The 14,969-nt window shown below is 72.9% G+C and carries 16 protein-coding genes; 4 read left to right on the top strand and 12 right to left on the bottom strand.

Annotated features, from left to right (window positions below):
• Positions 1-57: 57 nt before the first annotated feature.
• The 4 genes from ACF1AK_RS16895 to rpe form a co-directional block, all read right to left on the bottom strand.
• The gene (locus tag ACF1AK_RS16895; protein ID WP_391499526.1) at positions 58-675 is read right to left on the bottom strand and encodes a hypothetical protein; all 618 of its coding nucleotides are present in this window, start codon (positions 673-675) and stop codon (positions 58-60) included.
• Positions 676-680: 5 nt separating this feature from the next.
• Positions 681-1,127, bottom strand: a complete 447-nt coding sequence (locus ACF1AK_RS16890; RefSeq protein WP_391499525.1) for a hypothetical protein — start codon at positions 1,125-1,127, stop codon at positions 681-683.
• A gap of 289 nt (positions 1,128-1,416) precedes the next feature.
• Positions 1,417-2,376: a pirin family protein gene (locus tag ACF1AK_RS16885; protein WP_391499524.1), complete on the bottom strand. Its 960-nt coding sequence runs from the start codon at positions 2,374-2,376 to the stop codon at positions 1,417-1,419.
• A gap of 128 nt (positions 2,377-2,504) precedes the next feature.
• Complete coding sequence (rpe, locus tag ACF1AK_RS16880) at positions 2,505-3,188, bottom strand: ribulose-phosphate 3-epimerase (protein WP_391499523.1); 684 nt, start codon at positions 3,186-3,188, stop codon at positions 2,505-2,507.
• Positions 3,189-3,430: 242 nt separating this feature from the next.
• On the opposite strand from rpe, the gene ACF1AK_RS16875 reads away from it, so the two are divergent.
• Positions 3,431-4,297 (top strand): hypothetical protein, encoded by an 867-nt coding sequence (locus ACF1AK_RS16875; protein ID WP_391499522.1) that lies wholly within the window; start codon positions 3,431-3,433, stop codon positions 4,295-4,297.
• A 137-nt stretch (positions 4,298-4,434) separates the two neighbouring features.
• Here ACF1AK_RS16875 and ACF1AK_RS16870 read toward each other — a convergent pair whose 3' ends face one another.
• The 4 genes from ACF1AK_RS16870 to ACF1AK_RS16855 all read right to left on the bottom strand — a co-directional run bounded on the left by ACF1AK_RS16870 (position 4,435) and on the right by ACF1AK_RS16855 (position 9,205).
• Positions 4,435-5,934 carry an FAD-dependent oxidoreductase gene (locus ACF1AK_RS16870; RefSeq protein WP_391499521.1) on the bottom strand — a complete coding sequence of 500 codons (1,500 nt, stop codon included), beginning with the start codon at positions 5,932-5,934 and terminating at the stop codon, positions 4,435-4,437.
• A gap of 293 nt (positions 5,935-6,227) precedes the next feature.
• Entirely contained in the window at positions 6,228-7,214 is a 987-nt protein-coding gene (locus tag ACF1AK_RS16865) for an aldo/keto reductase (protein ID WP_391499520.1), read from the bottom strand.
• Positions 7,215-7,295: 81 nt separating this feature from the next.
• Positions 7,296-8,120 (bottom strand): ABC transporter permease, encoded by an 825-nt coding sequence (locus tag ACF1AK_RS16860; protein WP_391499519.1) that lies wholly within the window; start codon positions 8,118-8,120, stop codon positions 7,296-7,298.
• The gene (locus tag ACF1AK_RS16855; protein WP_391499518.1) at positions 8,120-9,205 is read right to left on the bottom strand and encodes an ATP-binding cassette domain-containing protein; all 1,086 of its coding nucleotides are present in this window, start codon (positions 9,203-9,205) and stop codon (positions 8,120-8,122) included. Before ACF1AK_RS16855 ends, ACF1AK_RS16860 begins: the two co-directional genes overlap by 1 nt.
• Positions 9,206-9,313: 108 nt before the next feature.
• Here ACF1AK_RS16855 and ACF1AK_RS16850 point away from each other — a divergent pair, with 108 nt between their 5' ends.
• Positions 9,314-10,072: a TetR/AcrR family transcriptional regulator C-terminal domain-containing protein gene (locus ACF1AK_RS16850; RefSeq protein ID WP_391499517.1), complete on the top strand. Its 759-nt coding sequence runs from the start codon at positions 9,314-9,316 to the stop codon at positions 10,070-10,072.
• Positions 10,073-10,675: 603 nt separating this feature from the next.
• On the opposite strand, the gene ACF1AK_RS16845 is transcribed toward ACF1AK_RS16850, so the two are convergent.
• From ACF1AK_RS16845 to ACF1AK_RS16835, 3 genes are all read right to left on the bottom strand, one after another.
• Complete coding sequence (locus ACF1AK_RS16845; RefSeq protein WP_391499516.1) at positions 10,676-11,047, bottom strand: hypothetical protein; 372 nt, start codon at positions 11,045-11,047, stop codon at positions 10,676-10,678.
• A gap of 226 nt (positions 11,048-11,273) precedes the next feature.
• Complete coding sequence (locus ACF1AK_RS16840) at positions 11,274-12,083, bottom strand: alpha/beta fold hydrolase (protein WP_391499515.1); 810 nt, start codon at positions 12,081-12,083, stop codon at positions 11,274-11,276.
• Positions 12,084-12,209: 126 nt separating this feature from the next.
• The gene (locus ACF1AK_RS16835) at positions 12,210-12,644 is read right to left on the bottom strand and encodes an ATP-binding protein (protein WP_391499514.1); all 435 of its coding nucleotides are present in this window, start codon (positions 12,642-12,644) and stop codon (positions 12,210-12,212) included.
• Positions 12,645-12,827: 183 nt separating this feature from the next.
• Here ACF1AK_RS16835 and ACF1AK_RS16830 point away from each other — a divergent pair, with 183 nt between their 5' ends.
• The gene (locus tag ACF1AK_RS16830; RefSeq protein WP_391499513.1) at positions 12,828-13,682 is read left to right on the top strand and encodes a helix-turn-helix domain-containing protein; all 855 of its coding nucleotides are present in this window, start codon (positions 12,828-12,830) and stop codon (positions 13,680-13,682) included.
• A complete protein-coding gene (locus ACF1AK_RS16825; protein WP_391499512.1) occupies positions 13,679-13,912 on the top strand; it encodes a DUF397 domain-containing protein in 234 nt (77 codons plus the stop codon). Before ACF1AK_RS16830 ends, ACF1AK_RS16825 begins: the two co-directional genes overlap by 4 nt.
• A 52-nt stretch (positions 13,913-13,964) precedes the next feature.
• Here ACF1AK_RS16825 and ACF1AK_RS16820 read toward each other — a convergent pair whose 3' ends face one another.
• Entirely contained in the window at positions 13,965-14,891 is a 927-nt protein-coding gene (locus ACF1AK_RS16820; RefSeq protein ID WP_391499511.1) for a GNAT family N-acetyltransferase, read from the bottom strand.
• Positions 14,892-14,969: the final 78 nt, after the last annotated feature.

Here is a 14,969-nt window from a genome sequence, read left to right as displayed (position 1 = left end):
TGCCACTGACAAGTGACACTCACCCTCTCCTCTCCTCGGCCGGCGATCCACCGGACCTCACGCCGGGGCCCAGCTCGACTTGTCGAGGACGACCTCCCTCGCGAGTTCGTTGCAGGCGTCGGGACAGTGACTGTCTGGACCGATCGCAAAGACGAAAGCCTTCGCCTGGTCCGCGAAGGCACATGCGGGCTTGGTGGCCGAGCTCTCCGAGAGCACCATCAAGCGTCGCCCTTCCACAGCGGCGGCACCGTACATCCGCTGCACATCTCCGAGGCCGATGCTCTTCGAACGGCTCCACCACTCGATGTGGAAATTCTCCGACTCAAGACGGCCGCCCGTGGCGTCCGGTACGACGTCCGCGAATCCCATCCGGGCCAACTCTCGTACCGCGCCGTCAACCAGAACCGAACGCGCCGACCGGTCGGCCGCCTGCGACCGCTGCGCGGGCAGGCCGTCCCGGCCGAGGGGCCGGTCATCCGCGGTGGGCTCATAGGGATGGCGGGCCAGATCCGCAACGAGTCCCGCGAGCTTCGCCCGGTCGACACGGTCGGACTCCACACCAGGGACGACGGAAGGCTCACCGAACAGGAGACCGCCAAGGTCGAGCCGCTGCCAGACCCCTCCCTCGTCGGCCCGGACGCTGGCACTCCAGCCCGACAACGGTTCGCTGGACACTCTGATCAGCATCCCACGCCCTGAACGAGCACGAAGTCCCCCTGGTCGCGCCCGAAGTACTCGGCCTTCGTCCCTCGCTCGGCCTGCACCGCTCGACACCTGTTCTGCGCCACGGCCATGAGTACGTCCGCCCCGCGGGCCACCAGCTCGTCCGCGAGCACCACAATCTCGCCGGCCGCGGGCTCGTCCCATCTCCAGGGGGTCTGTTCGTCGGCGCGTTCGAGCTCGGCGACGGCCCTGGCGTGGAGCGCGTCCACCAGGACGTCGGGTGGCGTGACGCCCCGCCAGATGCGAGGCCGCTCGGAGCGTTTCGGCCCTACGACCGCCCATGCTGGGGTGCGGTGGTACGGCTTGTCGACGAACCCCCAGGCCACGACCCACCCGTCAGAGTCCTCACCACCGTTGCCACACACCTGGAGCATGGCGAACATCCTGGGCGCGGTGTCGAGCACGAGCCCGCACAGCTCCTGGTCGAAGAGCGCGGTAGCAGCCGCTTCTCCCGAGGAAGCAGACTCAGTCAGACGACTTGCGAGCGGGCGATCGGGTGACGAAGCGAAGTGCGACATCAAGGGTGCGCCTCTTCTGGGGAGAGGCAACCTGAACTCGACTACTTCGTTGGGGAGTGAGAGGAACACAGCAGTACGCAGCCGGACGAGCACAGCGAACTCACCACGACGGGAGCATCAGGCTCCAGGTGGGGAGGCCGTCCCGATCCATCAGCCGTCCGCACACCCCGCCGCCTCAGCGCTCCCGCCCACGCGCCTTCAGGGGGATGTCGGGGAGGGCCGGGGCGTGGAGGCGGGCGCCGTCGTAGCCGTGGACCTCGCCGAAGCGGGTGCCGGTTTCCCAGTCGGTGCGGGCCTGGAGGATCTCCTCACCGGACCGGCCGATGAAGTTCCACCACATGACGAGCTTCTCGGGGAAGGGTTCGCCGCCGAGGAGGAGGAAGGTGGCGTCGGTGGGGGCGTAGAGGGGGAGGTGGGGGCGGTCGGTGCCGAGGTAGAGCATGGAGCCGGGGGTGAGGGGGACGGAGTCGACGGTGAGGGCGCCGGACATGGTGAGGACGGCGTGTTCGAAGTCGGGGTCGAGGGGGAGGTCGAGGGTGGTGCCGGCGGTGAGGGTGAGGTCGGCGCCGACGAGGGGGGTGTGGGTGGTGCCGGGGGAGGTGGTGCCGTCGAGGGTGCCGAGGATGACGGTGGCGGTGAGGCCGGGGGCGGTGACGGTGGGCAGGTCGGGGTGGTGCTCGAAGGCGGGGGCACGGTGGCGGTGGGCGTCGGGGAGGGCGACCCAGAGCTGGGCGCCGTGCAGGTAGCGGGCGTGGGGGCGGGGGGACTCCTCGGAGTGGGAGATCGCCCGGCCGGAGGTCATCAGGCCCAGCTCGCGCGGGCGCACGGTCTGCAGGCTGCCGAGGCTGTCACGGTGCAGGACCTCGCCCTCGTGCAGCCAGCTGACCGTCTGCAGGCCCATGTGCGGATGCGGGGGCACCTGCATGCCCGGCTCGTCCGCGATGTCGTCCGGACCGTAGTGGTCCACGAAGCACCACGCCCCCACCATCCGCCGCCCCAGGCTGGGCAGGAGGCGGCGCACGACGGTGCTCTCGCCGAGGGGCACCCGGCGGGCGGCCAGCAGGTCGCGGACCGGGCCGGTGCTGCGCTCGCCGCCGCAGGTGGTCGGGGCGGGCTTGGCGTCGAGGTTGCTCATGGGGCGGTCACCGCCGTGCGCAGGGGGCCGGGGCGGGGAGGGGGCCGCCGCCCCGGCCGGAGGGGTCGGTGCCACGATCCTCCGTCAGGGCGCGGCGATCCTCCACCCGGGACGGGCCGGCCGGGGGCTCAGTGCCCGCAGGCCCACCAGGCGTCCGCGCTCGCGCCCTCGGCGAGGCTGCGCAGCCCGGCGACCGCCGCGGCCGGGTCCTCGGCGCCGTACACCGCCGAACCGGCGACGAAGACGTCCGCGCCGGCCTCGGCGCAGCGCTCGATGGTGCTCGCCGAGACGCCGCCGTCGACCTGGAGCCACAGCTCAAGGCCGTGCTTGGCGATCAGCTGCCTGGTCCGGCGGATCTTCGGCAGCATGATGTCCAGGAACGCCTGGCCGCCGAAACCCGGCTCGACGGTCATGATCAGCAGCATGTCCAGCTCGGGCAGCAGGTCCTCGTAGGGCTCGATCGGGGTGGCCGGCTTGAGCGCCATCGAGGCGCGGGCCCCCTTGGCCCGGATCTCGCGGGCCAGCCGGACGGGCGCGGCGGCGGCCTCGACGTGGAAGGTGACCGAGCCGGCGCCCGCCTCGACGTACTGGGGGGCCCAGCGGTCCGGGTCCTCGATCATGAGGTGGCAGTCGAGCGGGGTGGCGGTGGCCCGGGCCAGCGATTCGACGACCGGGACGCCGAGGGTGAGGTTCGGCACGAAGTGGTTGTCCATCACGTCGACGTGCAGCCAGTCCGAGCCCCGCACGGCCTCGGCCTCCTCGGCGAGCCGGGCGAAGTCCGCGGACAGGATGCTGGGGTTGATCTGCGCCATGGGGCCTGTTACCTCTTCTTGCCTTCGTGCCGTCTTCCGAGGGATCGGACGCGCGCGGGGCGCATCCCGGCCATCATCTCGTGCGTCGTCGGCCGCGTATCACCACCGAGACCTCCGCGTGACTGTCATCACACCCCGGGCGGGGTTATCGTGACCGCCGCCGTGGTCATCAGCCAGTACGACCACTCATCACCGGAACAGCTGTGCGATTTGCCCGCTCCCTCCCCGAGGAAGGTCCTCCCTTGGCCGATCTCGTCCACCCCGCCCGGGCCCTGTGGTGGCTCTTCGAGCCCGTGCACGCCGTCACCTACTTCACCCCGGAGGGCGTCGGCGCGTTCGAGGCGGTCGGCCTGCGCGGCGCGGCGCGCAGCTACTTCGCCGGCCGCGCCGCCCCGCTCGGCGCGGTGGACGCGACGCCGGTGATCGCCGCGTTCTTCAACTTCGCGCCCGCGCCGATCGAGCGCGCGCTGCCCGCGACCTGGAAGCTGGCCGACCCGGAGACCGCGCTCGCCGCCCGGGCCGCCGGCGCCTCGGCGGCGCTGCAGCGGCTGCTGGAGCACGTCGACCCGGCACTGATCGAACTGGCGACCGACCTCCTGGAGGACGCCGTCACCCGGCTGGACTGCGCCGGACGGGTCCTGGCCTCCGCCAACGCCGCCCTCCCCCGCCCCTCCGACCTGCACGGCCGGCTCTGGCAGGCCGCCACCGTGATGCGCGAGCACCGCGGCGACGGCCACATCGCCGCCCTGGTCTCGGCGGGCCTGGACGGCTGCGAGGCGCTGGTGGTCCGGTGCGCCCTGGACGTGCGGCGCGAGGCCCTGCAGCCGTTCCGCGGCTGGACCGACGAGGAGTGGGACGCGGCGACGGCCCGGCTGACCGAACGCGGCTGGCTCACCGAACGCGGCACCATCACCGAGTGCGGGCGGATCCGCCACCAGTCCCTGGAAGCGGCCACCGACCTCGCCGCCGCCCGGGTCTGGGAGGACCACCCGCGCGCGGACCTCGACCGCCTCGCCGCGGCCCTCAAGCCGATCTCGGCCCTCTGTCGCACCGCACTGCCCCCGATCAATCCGATCGGCCTGCCCGCCACCGCCACCACCACCGCCTGACGCCCCTCCCGACGGGCGGCGGGGGCGACGGGGGCGGCGGGGGCGACGACTGCTCCCCCGCCGCCCCCGCCGCCCCCGCCGTTCCGCCGCGTTCCTCCGCACCCGGTGGCGGAAGGCGAGGCGGGCCCGCCCCGGCCTCACCCCCCGGCCGGGCCCTGCACCGGAGTTCCCCACCACCTGGCCAGCGCGGCCTCCAACGCCCGCCGGTCGTCCCCGACCCACGCCACGTGGCCGTCCGGGCGCAGCAGCACGGCGGGGACGTCCAGGTCCGCGCCGGGATCGGTGACGTGGTCGACGTGGTCGGCCCAGGCGTCCGCCGCGAGCCGGCCTCCGGTGCGGTCGAGGAGCAGCCCCCGGCCGCGGTGCATCAGCGCGTAGAGGCGGCGGCCCCCCGACAGCCGGACGTCGCGCAGGCGCCGGCCGACGAGCTCGTGGCCGCCGCCGGCGTCACCGCCACCGTCGCCACCGTCGCCGCCGTCGTCGCCGAGGTCGTACCGGATGTCGAGGGCGGTGATCATCCCGGTGACGTAGCGGTTCACCTCCTCGACCTCCATCAGCCGGGTGAACAGCTCCCGCAGCGCGGTCGGCCCCGACGCGCTGCCGAGCAGCGTCATCTGCGCGCGGGTGTTCGTCAGCACCCGGGCGCCGACCGGGTGCCGTTCGGCGTGGTAGCTGTCCAGCAGGCCCTCCGGCGCCCGGCCGGCGACCTCGGCGGCGAGCTTCCAGCCCAGGTTGAAGGCGTCCTGCACACCGAGGTTGAGGCCCTGTCCGCCGGTCGGCGGGTGGATGTGCGCGGCGTCGCCGGCCAGCAGCACCCGGCCGACCCGGTAGCGCTCGGCCTGGCGGGTGGCGTCGCCGAAGCGGGAGAGCCAGTGCGCCGCGCGGGCGCCGAAGTCGGTGCCCGCGACGGCCCGCAGCCGCTCCTTGAACTCCTCCAGCGTGGGCGGCGTCGCCCGGTCCTCGGCGACGCCGGCCGCCGGCACGATCACCCGGGCGACCCCCGGGCGGCCGTCCACGTCGGGCGCGACGCCGAAGCGCAGCTCGGTGCGGCGCACCCGCTCCACCACGGCGGCCACCTCGGCCGGGTCCGCGGCCAGCTCCAGGTCGCCGATCAGCGTCTCGACCGTGGAGGGTTCCCCGGGGAAGCCGACGCCGAGCGCCTTGCGCACCGTGCTCCGCCCGCCGTCACAGCCGACCAGGTAGCGCGAGCGCAGCTGCGTGCCGTCCGCCAGACCGACGCTCACGCCGTCCGCGTCCTGGCTCAGCGCGGTGACCTCGCACCCGCGCCTGATGCTGGTGCCGAGTTCGAGGGCGCGCTCCTCCAACAGGCGCTCGGTGACCGCCTGCGGGGTGGCCAGTCCGTACGGGTGGGCGGTGTCCAGGCTGTCCGGCCAGGGCGCCATGACACCGCCGAACAGCCCGCCCACCTGGAACTTCTCGCTCACCGCGAGGAAGCGCTCCAGCAGCCCCCGCTGGTCCATGATCTCCACGCTGCGCGCGTGCAACCCGCGCCCGCGCGATTCCCCGCCCCGCTCCTCGCGCCGTTCCAGCACGACCACGTCAACCCCGTGCAGCCGCAGCTCACACGCCAGCATCAACCCGGTCGGCCCGCCGCCGACCACGATCACGTCCATCATCGAAGGCCCCGTTCCGTCGTTCCCGCAGATCCGCCGATCCGGGCGGAACGTCATGGACTCCGCGAATCCTGCCGTTCCGCCACGACCCGGCCCAGGCCGACGATTCTGCGCCCGCCCCACCCCCTTGCCGCAAGGCCCCCCGTGCGCTATACGTTGAGAGTGGCGGAGAGTGCACACCCCTCCCGCCCAGGCCCCCTCCCTCCCCGGCCCCCTCCCTCCCCCGCGCTTCGCACGTGTGCCCGCTTCTCGGCGAGAAGCGGGCACACCGGCGTTCGTCCTCCTCGCCCCGCCTCCTACCAGGCGTAGTCCTCCGGCGCCGGCTTGCGGCCCGGGAAGAGGGTGTCGAGGCGGGCGAGGACCTCGCCGTCCAGCTCGATGCCGAGCGCGTGGACGGCCGCATCGAGGTGCGCGGGGGTGCGCGGGCCGACGATGGGGGCGGTGACGGCGGGGCGGGAGAGCAGCCAGGCGAGGGCGAGGTCGGCCGGGTGCTCGCCGACCTCGGCGGCGAGGTCCTCGTAGGCCTGGATCCGGGGCCGGTTGGCCTCCAGGATCTCGCCGGCGTGCGTCATCGCGCCCCGGACGAGGCCGCCCTCGCGCTCCTTCTTCAGCGCTCCGCCGAGGACGCCGCTGCGCAGCGGGGACCACGGGAGCAGGCCGAGGCCGTAGTGCTCCACGGCGGGGACGACCTCCAGCTCGATGGTGCGGTCGAGCAGGTTGTAGAGGGACTGCTCGCTGACCAGGCCGAGGAAGTGGCGGCTGCGGGCCGCCTCCTGGGCCTGGGCGATGTGCCAGCCGGCGAAGTTGCTGGAGCCGACGTAGATGATCTTGCCCTGGGCGACCAGGACCTCCATCGCCTGCCAGATCTCCTCCCAGGGCGTGTCCCGGTCGATGTGGTGCATCTGGTACAGGTCGATGTGGTCGGTGCCGAGGCGGCGCAGGCTGGCCTCGACGGCGCGGCGGATGGCGAGGGCGGAGAGCCGGCCCTCGTTCGGCCAGTCCCCCATCGGGGCGTAGGCCTTGGTGGCGAGCACGGTGCGCTCGCGGCGGCCGTCGCCCTTGGCGAACCAGCGGCCGATGATCTCCTCGGTGCGCCCCTTCTGGTTGCCCTCGGGGTCGCGGCCGTAACTGTTGGAGGTGTCGAAGAAGTTGATGCCCCGTTCGTGGGCGCTGTCCATGATCAGATGGGCGTCGGACTCCTCGGTGTGCGGGCCGAAGTTCATCGTGCCCAGGCAGAGTCGGGAGACGGTGAGGCCGGTGCGGCCGAGGTGGGTGAACTCCATGGGGCCCACCCTGAGCCGCACCGGCCGTGCTGTCCAGCACATTCCGCCCCGCGGGACGCGGGTCGGCCACCGCCGGGAAGGTCAGCGCCCGCTAGTACCGTGAGTGGCGAACTTCCGCACCGCGAGCGGCCCGCAGAGCAGCAGCAGGAGCGCGCACCAGAGCAGGGCGACCGGGCCGGCGTGCTGCATCGGCCAGGCGGTGGCCGGCGCGGACGGGTTGCCGAACAGCTCGCGTCCGGCCTGGACGACGGCGCTCATCGGGTTCCAGTCGGCCAGCGCGGCCAGCCAGCCGGGCATCCCGCCGGTGGGCACGAAGGCGTTGGTGACCATGGCCAACGGGAAGACCGCGACGGCCAGTTGTCCGGCCGCCTCCTCCTTGCCGACGGCCAGGCCGAGCAGCAGGCCGACCCAGGTCATGGCGAACCGGAAGAGCAGCAGCAGGCCGAACGCGGCTGCGGCGTCGCCGAGTCCGCCACGGATCCGCCAGCCGACGGCCAGTCCGACCGCCGCCAGCAGGGCCAGCACCACCAGGCTGACCAGCAGGTCGGCGAGGGTCTGGCCGAGCAGCAGGCCGGTGCGGGAGACCGGCATCGAGCGGAGCCGGTCGGTGACGCCGCGCCCGACGTCGCGGGCGGCGCCGACCATGGTGGGCATGATGCCGTTGACGGCGACCATGGCGAACAGACCGGGCATGAGGAACTCCCGGTAGCCGCCGGTGGCGCCGCCCGGCCCGCTCCCCGCTCCGGGGACGGCGATGGCGCTGCCGAACACGTAGCCGAACACCACCACCAGCACCACGGGCACGCCCAGGGAGGCGGCCAGCAGTCCGGGCGAGCGGCGGTAGGCGAGCAGGACGCGGAGCATCGAGGACCAGGTGTCGGCGAGCAGGCGTGCGGGTGCGGTCATCAGGCGGCCCTCCCCGGGGCGTCGTCGGCGGCTACGGCGGCGGCTTCGGCTTCGGTGGCGGCGGCTTCGCCTGCGGCGGCAGCGGTGGCGGCGGTGGCGCCGGCGTCCGCGCCGGTGCCGCCGCCCCCGCGCCCGGTGAGCGCGAGGAAGACGTCGTCCAGCGAGGGCGGCCTGAGCGCCGCGTCCTGCGCGACCACCCCCACCGCGTCCAGCTCCCGCAGCAGGCCGGGGAGCAGCACCTCCACCCCGGGCCGGGAGACCGCCTCGACCGTCCGTCCGTCCTGGTCCACCAGCACGTCACCGGTGCCGGTGAGCCCGGCCAGGACGGCGGCGGCGCTGCCGAGGTGGGCGGCGTCGGCGAGGGTGACCGAGATCCGGCTGCCGATCGACGCCTTCAGCCGCTGCGGCGGCCCGGTGGCGATGGCGGCGCCCTGGTCGACGACCACGACGGTGTCGGCGAGCCGGTCGGCCTCCTCCAGGTACTGGGTGGTGAGCAGCACGGTGGTGCCCGCCTCGGCCAACTCCCGCACCGCGTCCCAGATCTGCTGCCGGCTGCGCGGGTCGAGGCCGGTGGTGGGCTCGTCGAGGAAGAGCACCGGCGGGGCGGTGACCAGGCTGGCGACGAGGTCGAGCCGGCGCCGCATGCCGCCGGAGTAGGTGCGGACCAGGCGGTCGGCGGCCTCGGTGAGCCCGAAGCGGTCGAGGAGTTCGCCCGCGCGGGCCCGGGCGCCGCGGGCGCCGAGGTGGTGCAGCCGGCCGAGGAGGTGCAGGTTGTCGCGGCCGGTGAGGCCCTCGTCGACGGCGGCGTGCTGGCCGGCCAGGCCGATGCTGCGGCGGACGGCGTCGGGCTCGCGGACCACGTCGTGGCCGGCCACCCGGGCGGTGCCGCGGTCGGGGGCGACCAAGGTGGCGAGGACCCGGACGGCGGTGGTCTTGCCCGCGCCGTTGGGGCCGAGCAGGCCGCAGACGGTGCCGGCCGGGACGGTCAGGTCGAGGCCGCGCAGTGCGCGGGTGGTACCGAAGCGTTTCTCCACACCCGCCATCTCGACGGCGGCGGCGGCATGGTTCCGGACGGTTTCGGACATGGCTCTGCCCACTCCCTCATTAGGTACAGCGTACGTAGAAGCACCTGCGAGCGCATCGTACTACGTACGGCGTACGTATCTAAGATGGGAAGCCGAGGTGATCGACCAATGCCGTCCAGCACGTCCCCGAACAGCAGCTCCGCCCCCGCTCAGCAGCCGGTCCCGCAGCCGGGCGAGACGCCCGAGCTGATCTGGCTGCGCCCCGAGCGCACCGGCCGCGGCCCCCGCCCGGCCCACAGCCGGACGTCGATCGCCGCCGCCGCCATCGCCATCGCCGACGCGGAGGGCCTGGACGCCGCCTCCATGCGCAGGGTCGCCGCGGCGCTCGGCGCGGGCACCATGTCGCTCTACAACTACGTGCCGAAGAAGGAGCACCTGCTCGACCTCATGCTCGACGCCGTCGCCGGCGAGTACGACTACACCGCCCTCACCCCGACCGGCGACTGCCGCGCCGACCTGCGCCGCCTCGCCCGCGAGCAGCTCGCCACGCTGCGCCGGCACCCCTGGGTGGCGGGCCTGGTGATCGCCCGCCCCGGCCTCGGCCCCAACGCCCTGCGCTACACCGACCACTTCCTGGCCGTCACCGAACCCAGCGGCCTGGACGGCACCGCCCGCCTGGAGGCGCTCGCCCTGCTCAACGGGTTCGTCTGCCAGTACGCGCAGTACGAGCGCACGGCGGCGGCCGGCATCAAGTGGCAGGCGGAGCTGGCCGGTTACCTCGGCCGCGCCGCCGCGAGCGGCGCGTACCCGCACCTGACCACCGCGTTCGCCACCGCGACGCCGCCGTCCGCGGACCCCGACGCGGCCTTCGAGCGCTCGCTCGACCGCGTCATCACGGCCGTGCTGGCCCCGGTGACGGCGCCCTGACCGCCGGCCCCCGCGCCACCCCGCCCCCATCGCTCCCCGGCCACCACGGCGCGACCGGCAAGCCGACCCGCCGCATCACCGGCTTGCCTCGGCGCAGTCCTGCACCGCGCCTTCTCCCGACATCCCCCGGTCTGGACGCCCGGCTCGACTTGCCCGCCGCCGACCCCCGTGCCGGCAACCTCGTCGCCGCTCGCCAGCTGCCCCTCCGCGACCGAGGGCCACCTGGGCCAGTATTCGTCCCACGCGAGCCGCTCCCTCACGCAGGGTTGAGGGCGACGGCACCCCCTGTCCACCCCGTGGTCCGGCGACAAGGGCTTCGTCAACGGCCTCAAGGACGACACCACCGGCTTCACCGACCTGGGCGCCCGCCCCTACCAGCCCAGCACCGGCCGCTTCCTCGGCCCGGACCCGATCATGACGGCCGAGGACCCGCAGACCACTGCGGCCCTCGCGTCAAGCCCGTACCTCTTGGTCGAGTTCAGGACCACGCGAAGGCCGCAGCCGCACCCACGTCCCGGAGACACCCGAACGAGTGCTCAACGGGTCCGCATGTTCGAGTCCGGACGTTGGATCAGAAGCTCAGCGCAGAGACGACGGAGCCGGTCAGCGGGTGCGACCGGGCCTGGCGGTACCGGAGTTGCCGATGAGCTGGACCCACGGGGTGACGTAGCGCGAGCCGTCGTCGTTGGTGGAGAAACTGCCGCCGGTGATGTAGCCGACGGTTCCCGAGTCGCTGGTGGCGGCCCAGGCGGCACAGCCCTGGGTTCCGTTGCCGTGGTTGATGAGGTCGTACTGCACGTACCAGCGGGCGTTGTAGTAGAAGTGCACCTTGATCTCGCAGGTGCCACTGCCGTCGGGGACCGAGTACCCGCTGGTGTCGAGGCCCGAGTGGGCCTCGGCCGTGGCGGCCGTGCCGAGGGCGAGCAGCGGTGCGGTGGCCAGTACGGCGATCCTCGTCCAGAAGGCGCGTCGCATGGGCTTCCTCCCCGTGATGGCCCCACCGACGTCGTCAGTGGTTCAGACCAGTTGCCAGTATCCGGGCAGCGCGGGTCGCAGGGTCAATCCATGGACGGGTCAAGAGAAGCGGAGCGTCCGCGACCCGGTGGCGAGGCGTCGGCCGGACGATGCGGACCACCGGCCGGGCTCGATCGGACCGCTTCCCGGGGGCGCGCGGCGGGGGTTCGCGCCCCCCGTGTGCGCCTCACCCCAGGGCGCGGGGGAGGGTGGTGCGGACCCATTGCTCGGGTTCGGACAGATGCGGAGCGTGACCGGCGTGGGGGTAGACGTGGCGCTCGGGCTTGGGGAGGGAGAGGTCGATCAGGTCGAGGATCTCGCCGTACATGGGCTCGCTGTCGTCGCTCTGGGTGAGGAGGACGCGCTCGGTGAAGCGGTGGAGGGCGGTGAGGTCGAGGTCGAGGGCGTCCGGGTCGCGCAGCTCGTCCAGGTACGTCGGCGCGTTGCGGATGTAGGTGTGGCGGACCGGCGCGGGGAGTTGCTCCCACGCCCCCGGGCCGAAGGCGACGGTGTCGACGTAGCGCTCGGCGCCGGCCGCCGATTCGGCCTGTTCGAGGAGCTCGCGGACGGCGGAGATCCGTTCGGCGAAGGCGACGCCGAGGGGCCGCAGCTCCGGGTCGGCGAGCAGGGTGCCGGTCGCGGGCGGTTCGTGGACGGCCACGCCGCGCAGCAGGTCGGGACGGGCGGCGGCCAGGCGCAGGGCGATCAGGCCGCCGTAGGAGTCGCCGCAGACGTAGGCCGGGGCGAGGCCCAGGCCGACGATCAGGGCGGCGAGGTCGGCGGCGTCCTCGTACACGGAACCCTGGGTGAGGAGGTCCTCGCTGCGGCTGTGCCCGCGCCGGTCGTAGGCGACGGCGGTGGTCTCCTCGGCGAGGCCCGGCAGGACGCGCGCCCAGCTGTCGGCGTCGGTCCAGGAGCCGTGCACCAGCACCAGCCCCGGCCCGGCGCCCCGGGTCTCGTAGTACAGCGACACCCCGTTCACCCTGATCTCGGCCATCGCGAGCCTCCCGACCTCGGTCGTGCACCGGCACAGCCCCACCCACCAGCGTGACACACCCCCGTCACGGCGGTCGGATGAGCGGACCGGGGACCGGGCGGGGCCGTCGGCGGCCTCCCGGTGGTTTCACCGAGGGTGATCGGGCAGAGGGTCCAGCAGCACCCGCGCCCAGACCCGCTTGCCGGTGCCCCGGCGGACGATGACGCCGAAGTCGAGGGCGAGTTGGCGGACCAGTTCGATGCCGCGGCCGCCTTCGTTGAAGCGGCGCGGCCGGCGCTCCTGGAGCGGGAGGTCGTGCCGGGGGTCCCAGACTTCGAGCCGGCAGTCGCCGTCGAACTCCTGGAGGTAGAGCCGGACTTCGCCGTGCCCCCGGCAGGCGTGCACGACGGCGTTGGTGACCAGCTCGGAGGCGATGAGGACGAGGTCGTCCACCCGGCCCCCGGTCCAGCCCCAGGAGGTGAGCTGGTCGCGGACGTGGCGGCGAGCGACCCGCACCGAGGTCCCGTGCTCGGTGAGGGAGGTCTCCCAGGTGCGGAGGGCGGGTCTGGGGAAGGTGGACATGGCGAGGCCCCTTCGGGAGCGTGTCCGTTCGGTCACGTTGAGTGTGGGGCAAGAGAAATCGAATTTGCAAGCCGAACTTATGCAAGAAGAAAATAAATTAGTTGATCAAGGATCCAGCTTGAGCCTCCTCCCTGCGGTGAGGAGACTGGTCGCGAAGACCCAGAGGGAGGACGGCTGTTGGCCATGGACAGGTCCACGCTCCGAAGGATCCGGCTCGGGGAGGAGTTGCGCGCCTGGAGAGTGGAGAACAACAAGACCCAGATCGACATGACGAAGGGTCTGAAGGGCTGGAACCCCGGGCGCTTGAGCAGAGTCGAGCACGGGAAGGTGCCGGTCAGCGCGGCCGATCTCAACCGGCTGCTGGATCACTGCGGCATCGCCGGAACGGACCGCGCGGAGATCGAGAACCTCATCGGCGACGGCCCTGACCGGAACTGGTGGCAGGACCACGAGTTCGCCGACACGATCAGCGCGGCGTTCGGCGAGTTCCTCGGCCTCGAAGCCGCCGCCACGGACATGCTCGACTACTACCACTCCGCCTTCCCGGGACTCCTCCAGACCCCGGACTACGCGCGCGAGATGATCTCTGCCGGGCTGGACGGTCTCAGTGAGGACCAGAACGAGGCCGCCGCCGAGATCCGGATACTGCGCCAGCGGCGCCTGACCGAGGACCCCCGTCTCAATCTGGAGGTCTACTTCGGAGAGGTCGCGCTGCTGGTGGCCGGCGACATGGACGTGCTCGCCGAGCAGATCCGCCATGTCATCAAGGTGTCCGAATTCCCCAATGTGACAGCCCGCATGGTGCCGTTGAGTGCGGGCAGACCGGGAATTCTCGTGTCCGGACTCACGCTTCTGCGCTTCCCCGATGAGCCGGACGGCGGCTTTGTCTTCACCGAGGCCGTCGGAGGTATGCTCCCGCGTAGATCGGGACGAGATGTTCGACGAGCCGAGCGGGCCTTCAGCCGCTTGAAGCGGTTCGCCCTGTCGCCGGACGACACCATCACTGCCCTTGAGCGCAAGTTGGAAGAGATCACGTGAGCGAGAAGCGCAATCCCTACGACCACAGCCCCGCCGAGGCGACCTGGGTCAAGTCCCCCTTCTCCGGGGAGAGCAACGGCAATTGCGTGATCATCGCCCGCTTCCCCAACGGCGACGTCTGGCTCGGCGACGACAAGAACCCCGACCGGCCCCACCTCGCCTTCGACCACGCCGAGTGGGCCGCCTTCGTCAAGGCCATCGAGTCCCGCTCCCCCGACTTCACCGCCTGACCCGGAGTGGGAAGTCGGACCCGCCGACTTCCCACTCCCCCCGCGGGCCGCCCTACTCGACGCCGAGCGCCTTGCCGTACACCGCGGAGCTCCGACGGACCGTCATGCCCACCCGCTGGTACAGCGACAGCGCCCCCGTCTCCGAGTGCGTCCACAACGTGCACGTGCGGCGGCCCTCGCGGTAGAAGGCCCGGAACGACGCCTGCAGCAGCATGCGGGCGATCCCCCGGTTGCGGTGGTCCTTGCGGACCGCGACCCGCTCGACGTATCCCTCCCCGGTGTCCGGGACGTCCAGCGCCAGCACGGCGCCGACCATCCGGCCGTCGGCGAACGCCACCTGCGAGAGCTCCGGCGCGAACGAGTCCAGCTCGACGGTGTGCCGGGCCCACTCCTCGTAGGACTTCCGCCGCTTCTGCCACTCGTCGAACGCGTCCTCGGTGAGCTCGTACGCGTCCCGCTCGTCCCCCGGCCGGAAGCAGCGCAGCGTGATGCCGGGCGGCGGACCGGACACCACGGGTTCGGCGGACATCTCGATCTCCAGCAACCACTGGGTGACGAACGGCTCGTACCCCCGCGCTCGCAACAGTTCCACCGCTCCCCGATCGCCGTCCGAGACCGTCTGGCTGAGCCGTTCACCGCCCATCTGCCGGGCCCGCGCCTCGGCCCAGCCGAGCAGGGCGCTCCCCAGCCCCCTCCCCCGGTGCTCGGGGTGGACGTCGACCGCACTGCGCCGGCCGCCGTGCACCCAGGCCCGGCCGGCCAGATGCTCGGCCGCGTCGTACACCAGCACCGTGTCGAGGGCCGGGTCGAGCCCGGGCAGGGTGAGGTCCGCGGCGATGCGATCGGGTTCGGTGTCCGGACAGCCCAGGACCTCGCGCTCGCGGGCGGCAACCAGCTCGTAGATCGCGGGCGCGTCCGCGACGGTCGCCGCCCGCCACGCGTAGGAGGCCGGGAACAAGGACGAAGACAGATCAGCCATGACCCGACTCTGTGCCAACCGCTCACGCGCTGTCGACCCGATTGCCGCATCCCCCCGGAATCCGGGGTCCGCTCGGGA

The organism is Kitasatospora sp. NPDC015120 (genome assembly GCF_043080305.1).
In the GTDB taxonomy this organism is placed as follows: Bacteria; Actinomycetota; Actinomycetes; order Streptomycetales; family Streptomycetaceae; genus Kitasatospora.
Note: the sequence above shows the minus strand (reverse complement) of the source record. Positions and strands in the feature narration are given on the sequence as shown.

Coding starts and splice junctions, on each gene's coding strand:
- ACF1AK_RS16885 (WP_391499524.1), bottom strand. CDS start 2,376: ATGAGCAACCTCGACGCCAAGCCCGCCCCGACCACCTGCGGCGGCGAG.
- rpe (WP_391499523.1), bottom strand. CDS start 3,188: ATGGCGCAGATCAACCCCAGCATCCTGTCCGCGGACTTCGCCCGGCTC.
- ACF1AK_RS16870 (WP_391499521.1), bottom strand. CDS start 5,934: ATGATGGACGTGATCGTGGTCGGCGGCGGGCCGACCGGGTTGATGCTG.
- ACF1AK_RS16865 (WP_391499520.1), bottom strand. CDS start 7,214: ATGGAGTTCACCCACCTCGGCCGCACCGGCCTCACCGTCTCCCGACTC.
- ACF1AK_RS16860 (WP_391499519.1), bottom strand. CDS start 8,120: ATGACCGCACCCGCACGCCTGCTCGCCGACACCTGGTCCTCGATGCTC.
- ACF1AK_RS16855 (WP_391499518.1), bottom strand. CDS start 9,205: ATGTCCGAAACCGTCCGGAACCATGCCGCCGCCGCCGTCGAGATGGCG.
- ACF1AK_RS16850 (WP_391499517.1), top strand. CDS start 9,314: ATGCCGTCCAGCACGTCCCCGAACAGCAGCTCCGCCCCCGCTCAGCAG.
- ACF1AK_RS16845 (WP_391499516.1), bottom strand. CDS start 11,047: ATGCGACGCGCCTTCTGGACGAGGATCGCCGTACTGGCCACCGCACCG.
- ACF1AK_RS16840 (WP_391499515.1), bottom strand. CDS start 12,083: ATGGCCGAGATCAGGGTGAACGGGGTGTCGCTGTACTACGAGACCCGG.
- ACF1AK_RS16835 (WP_391499514.1), bottom strand. CDS start 12,644: ATGTCCACCTTCCCCAGACCCGCCCTCCGCACCTGGGAGACCTCCCTC.
- ACF1AK_RS16830 (WP_391499513.1), top strand. CDS start 12,828: ATGGACAGGTCCACGCTCCGAAGGATCCGGCTCGGGGAGGAGTTGCGC.
- ACF1AK_RS16820 (WP_391499511.1), bottom strand. CDS start 14,891: ATGGCTGATCTGTCTTCGTCCTTGTTCCCGGCCTCCTACGCGTGGCGG.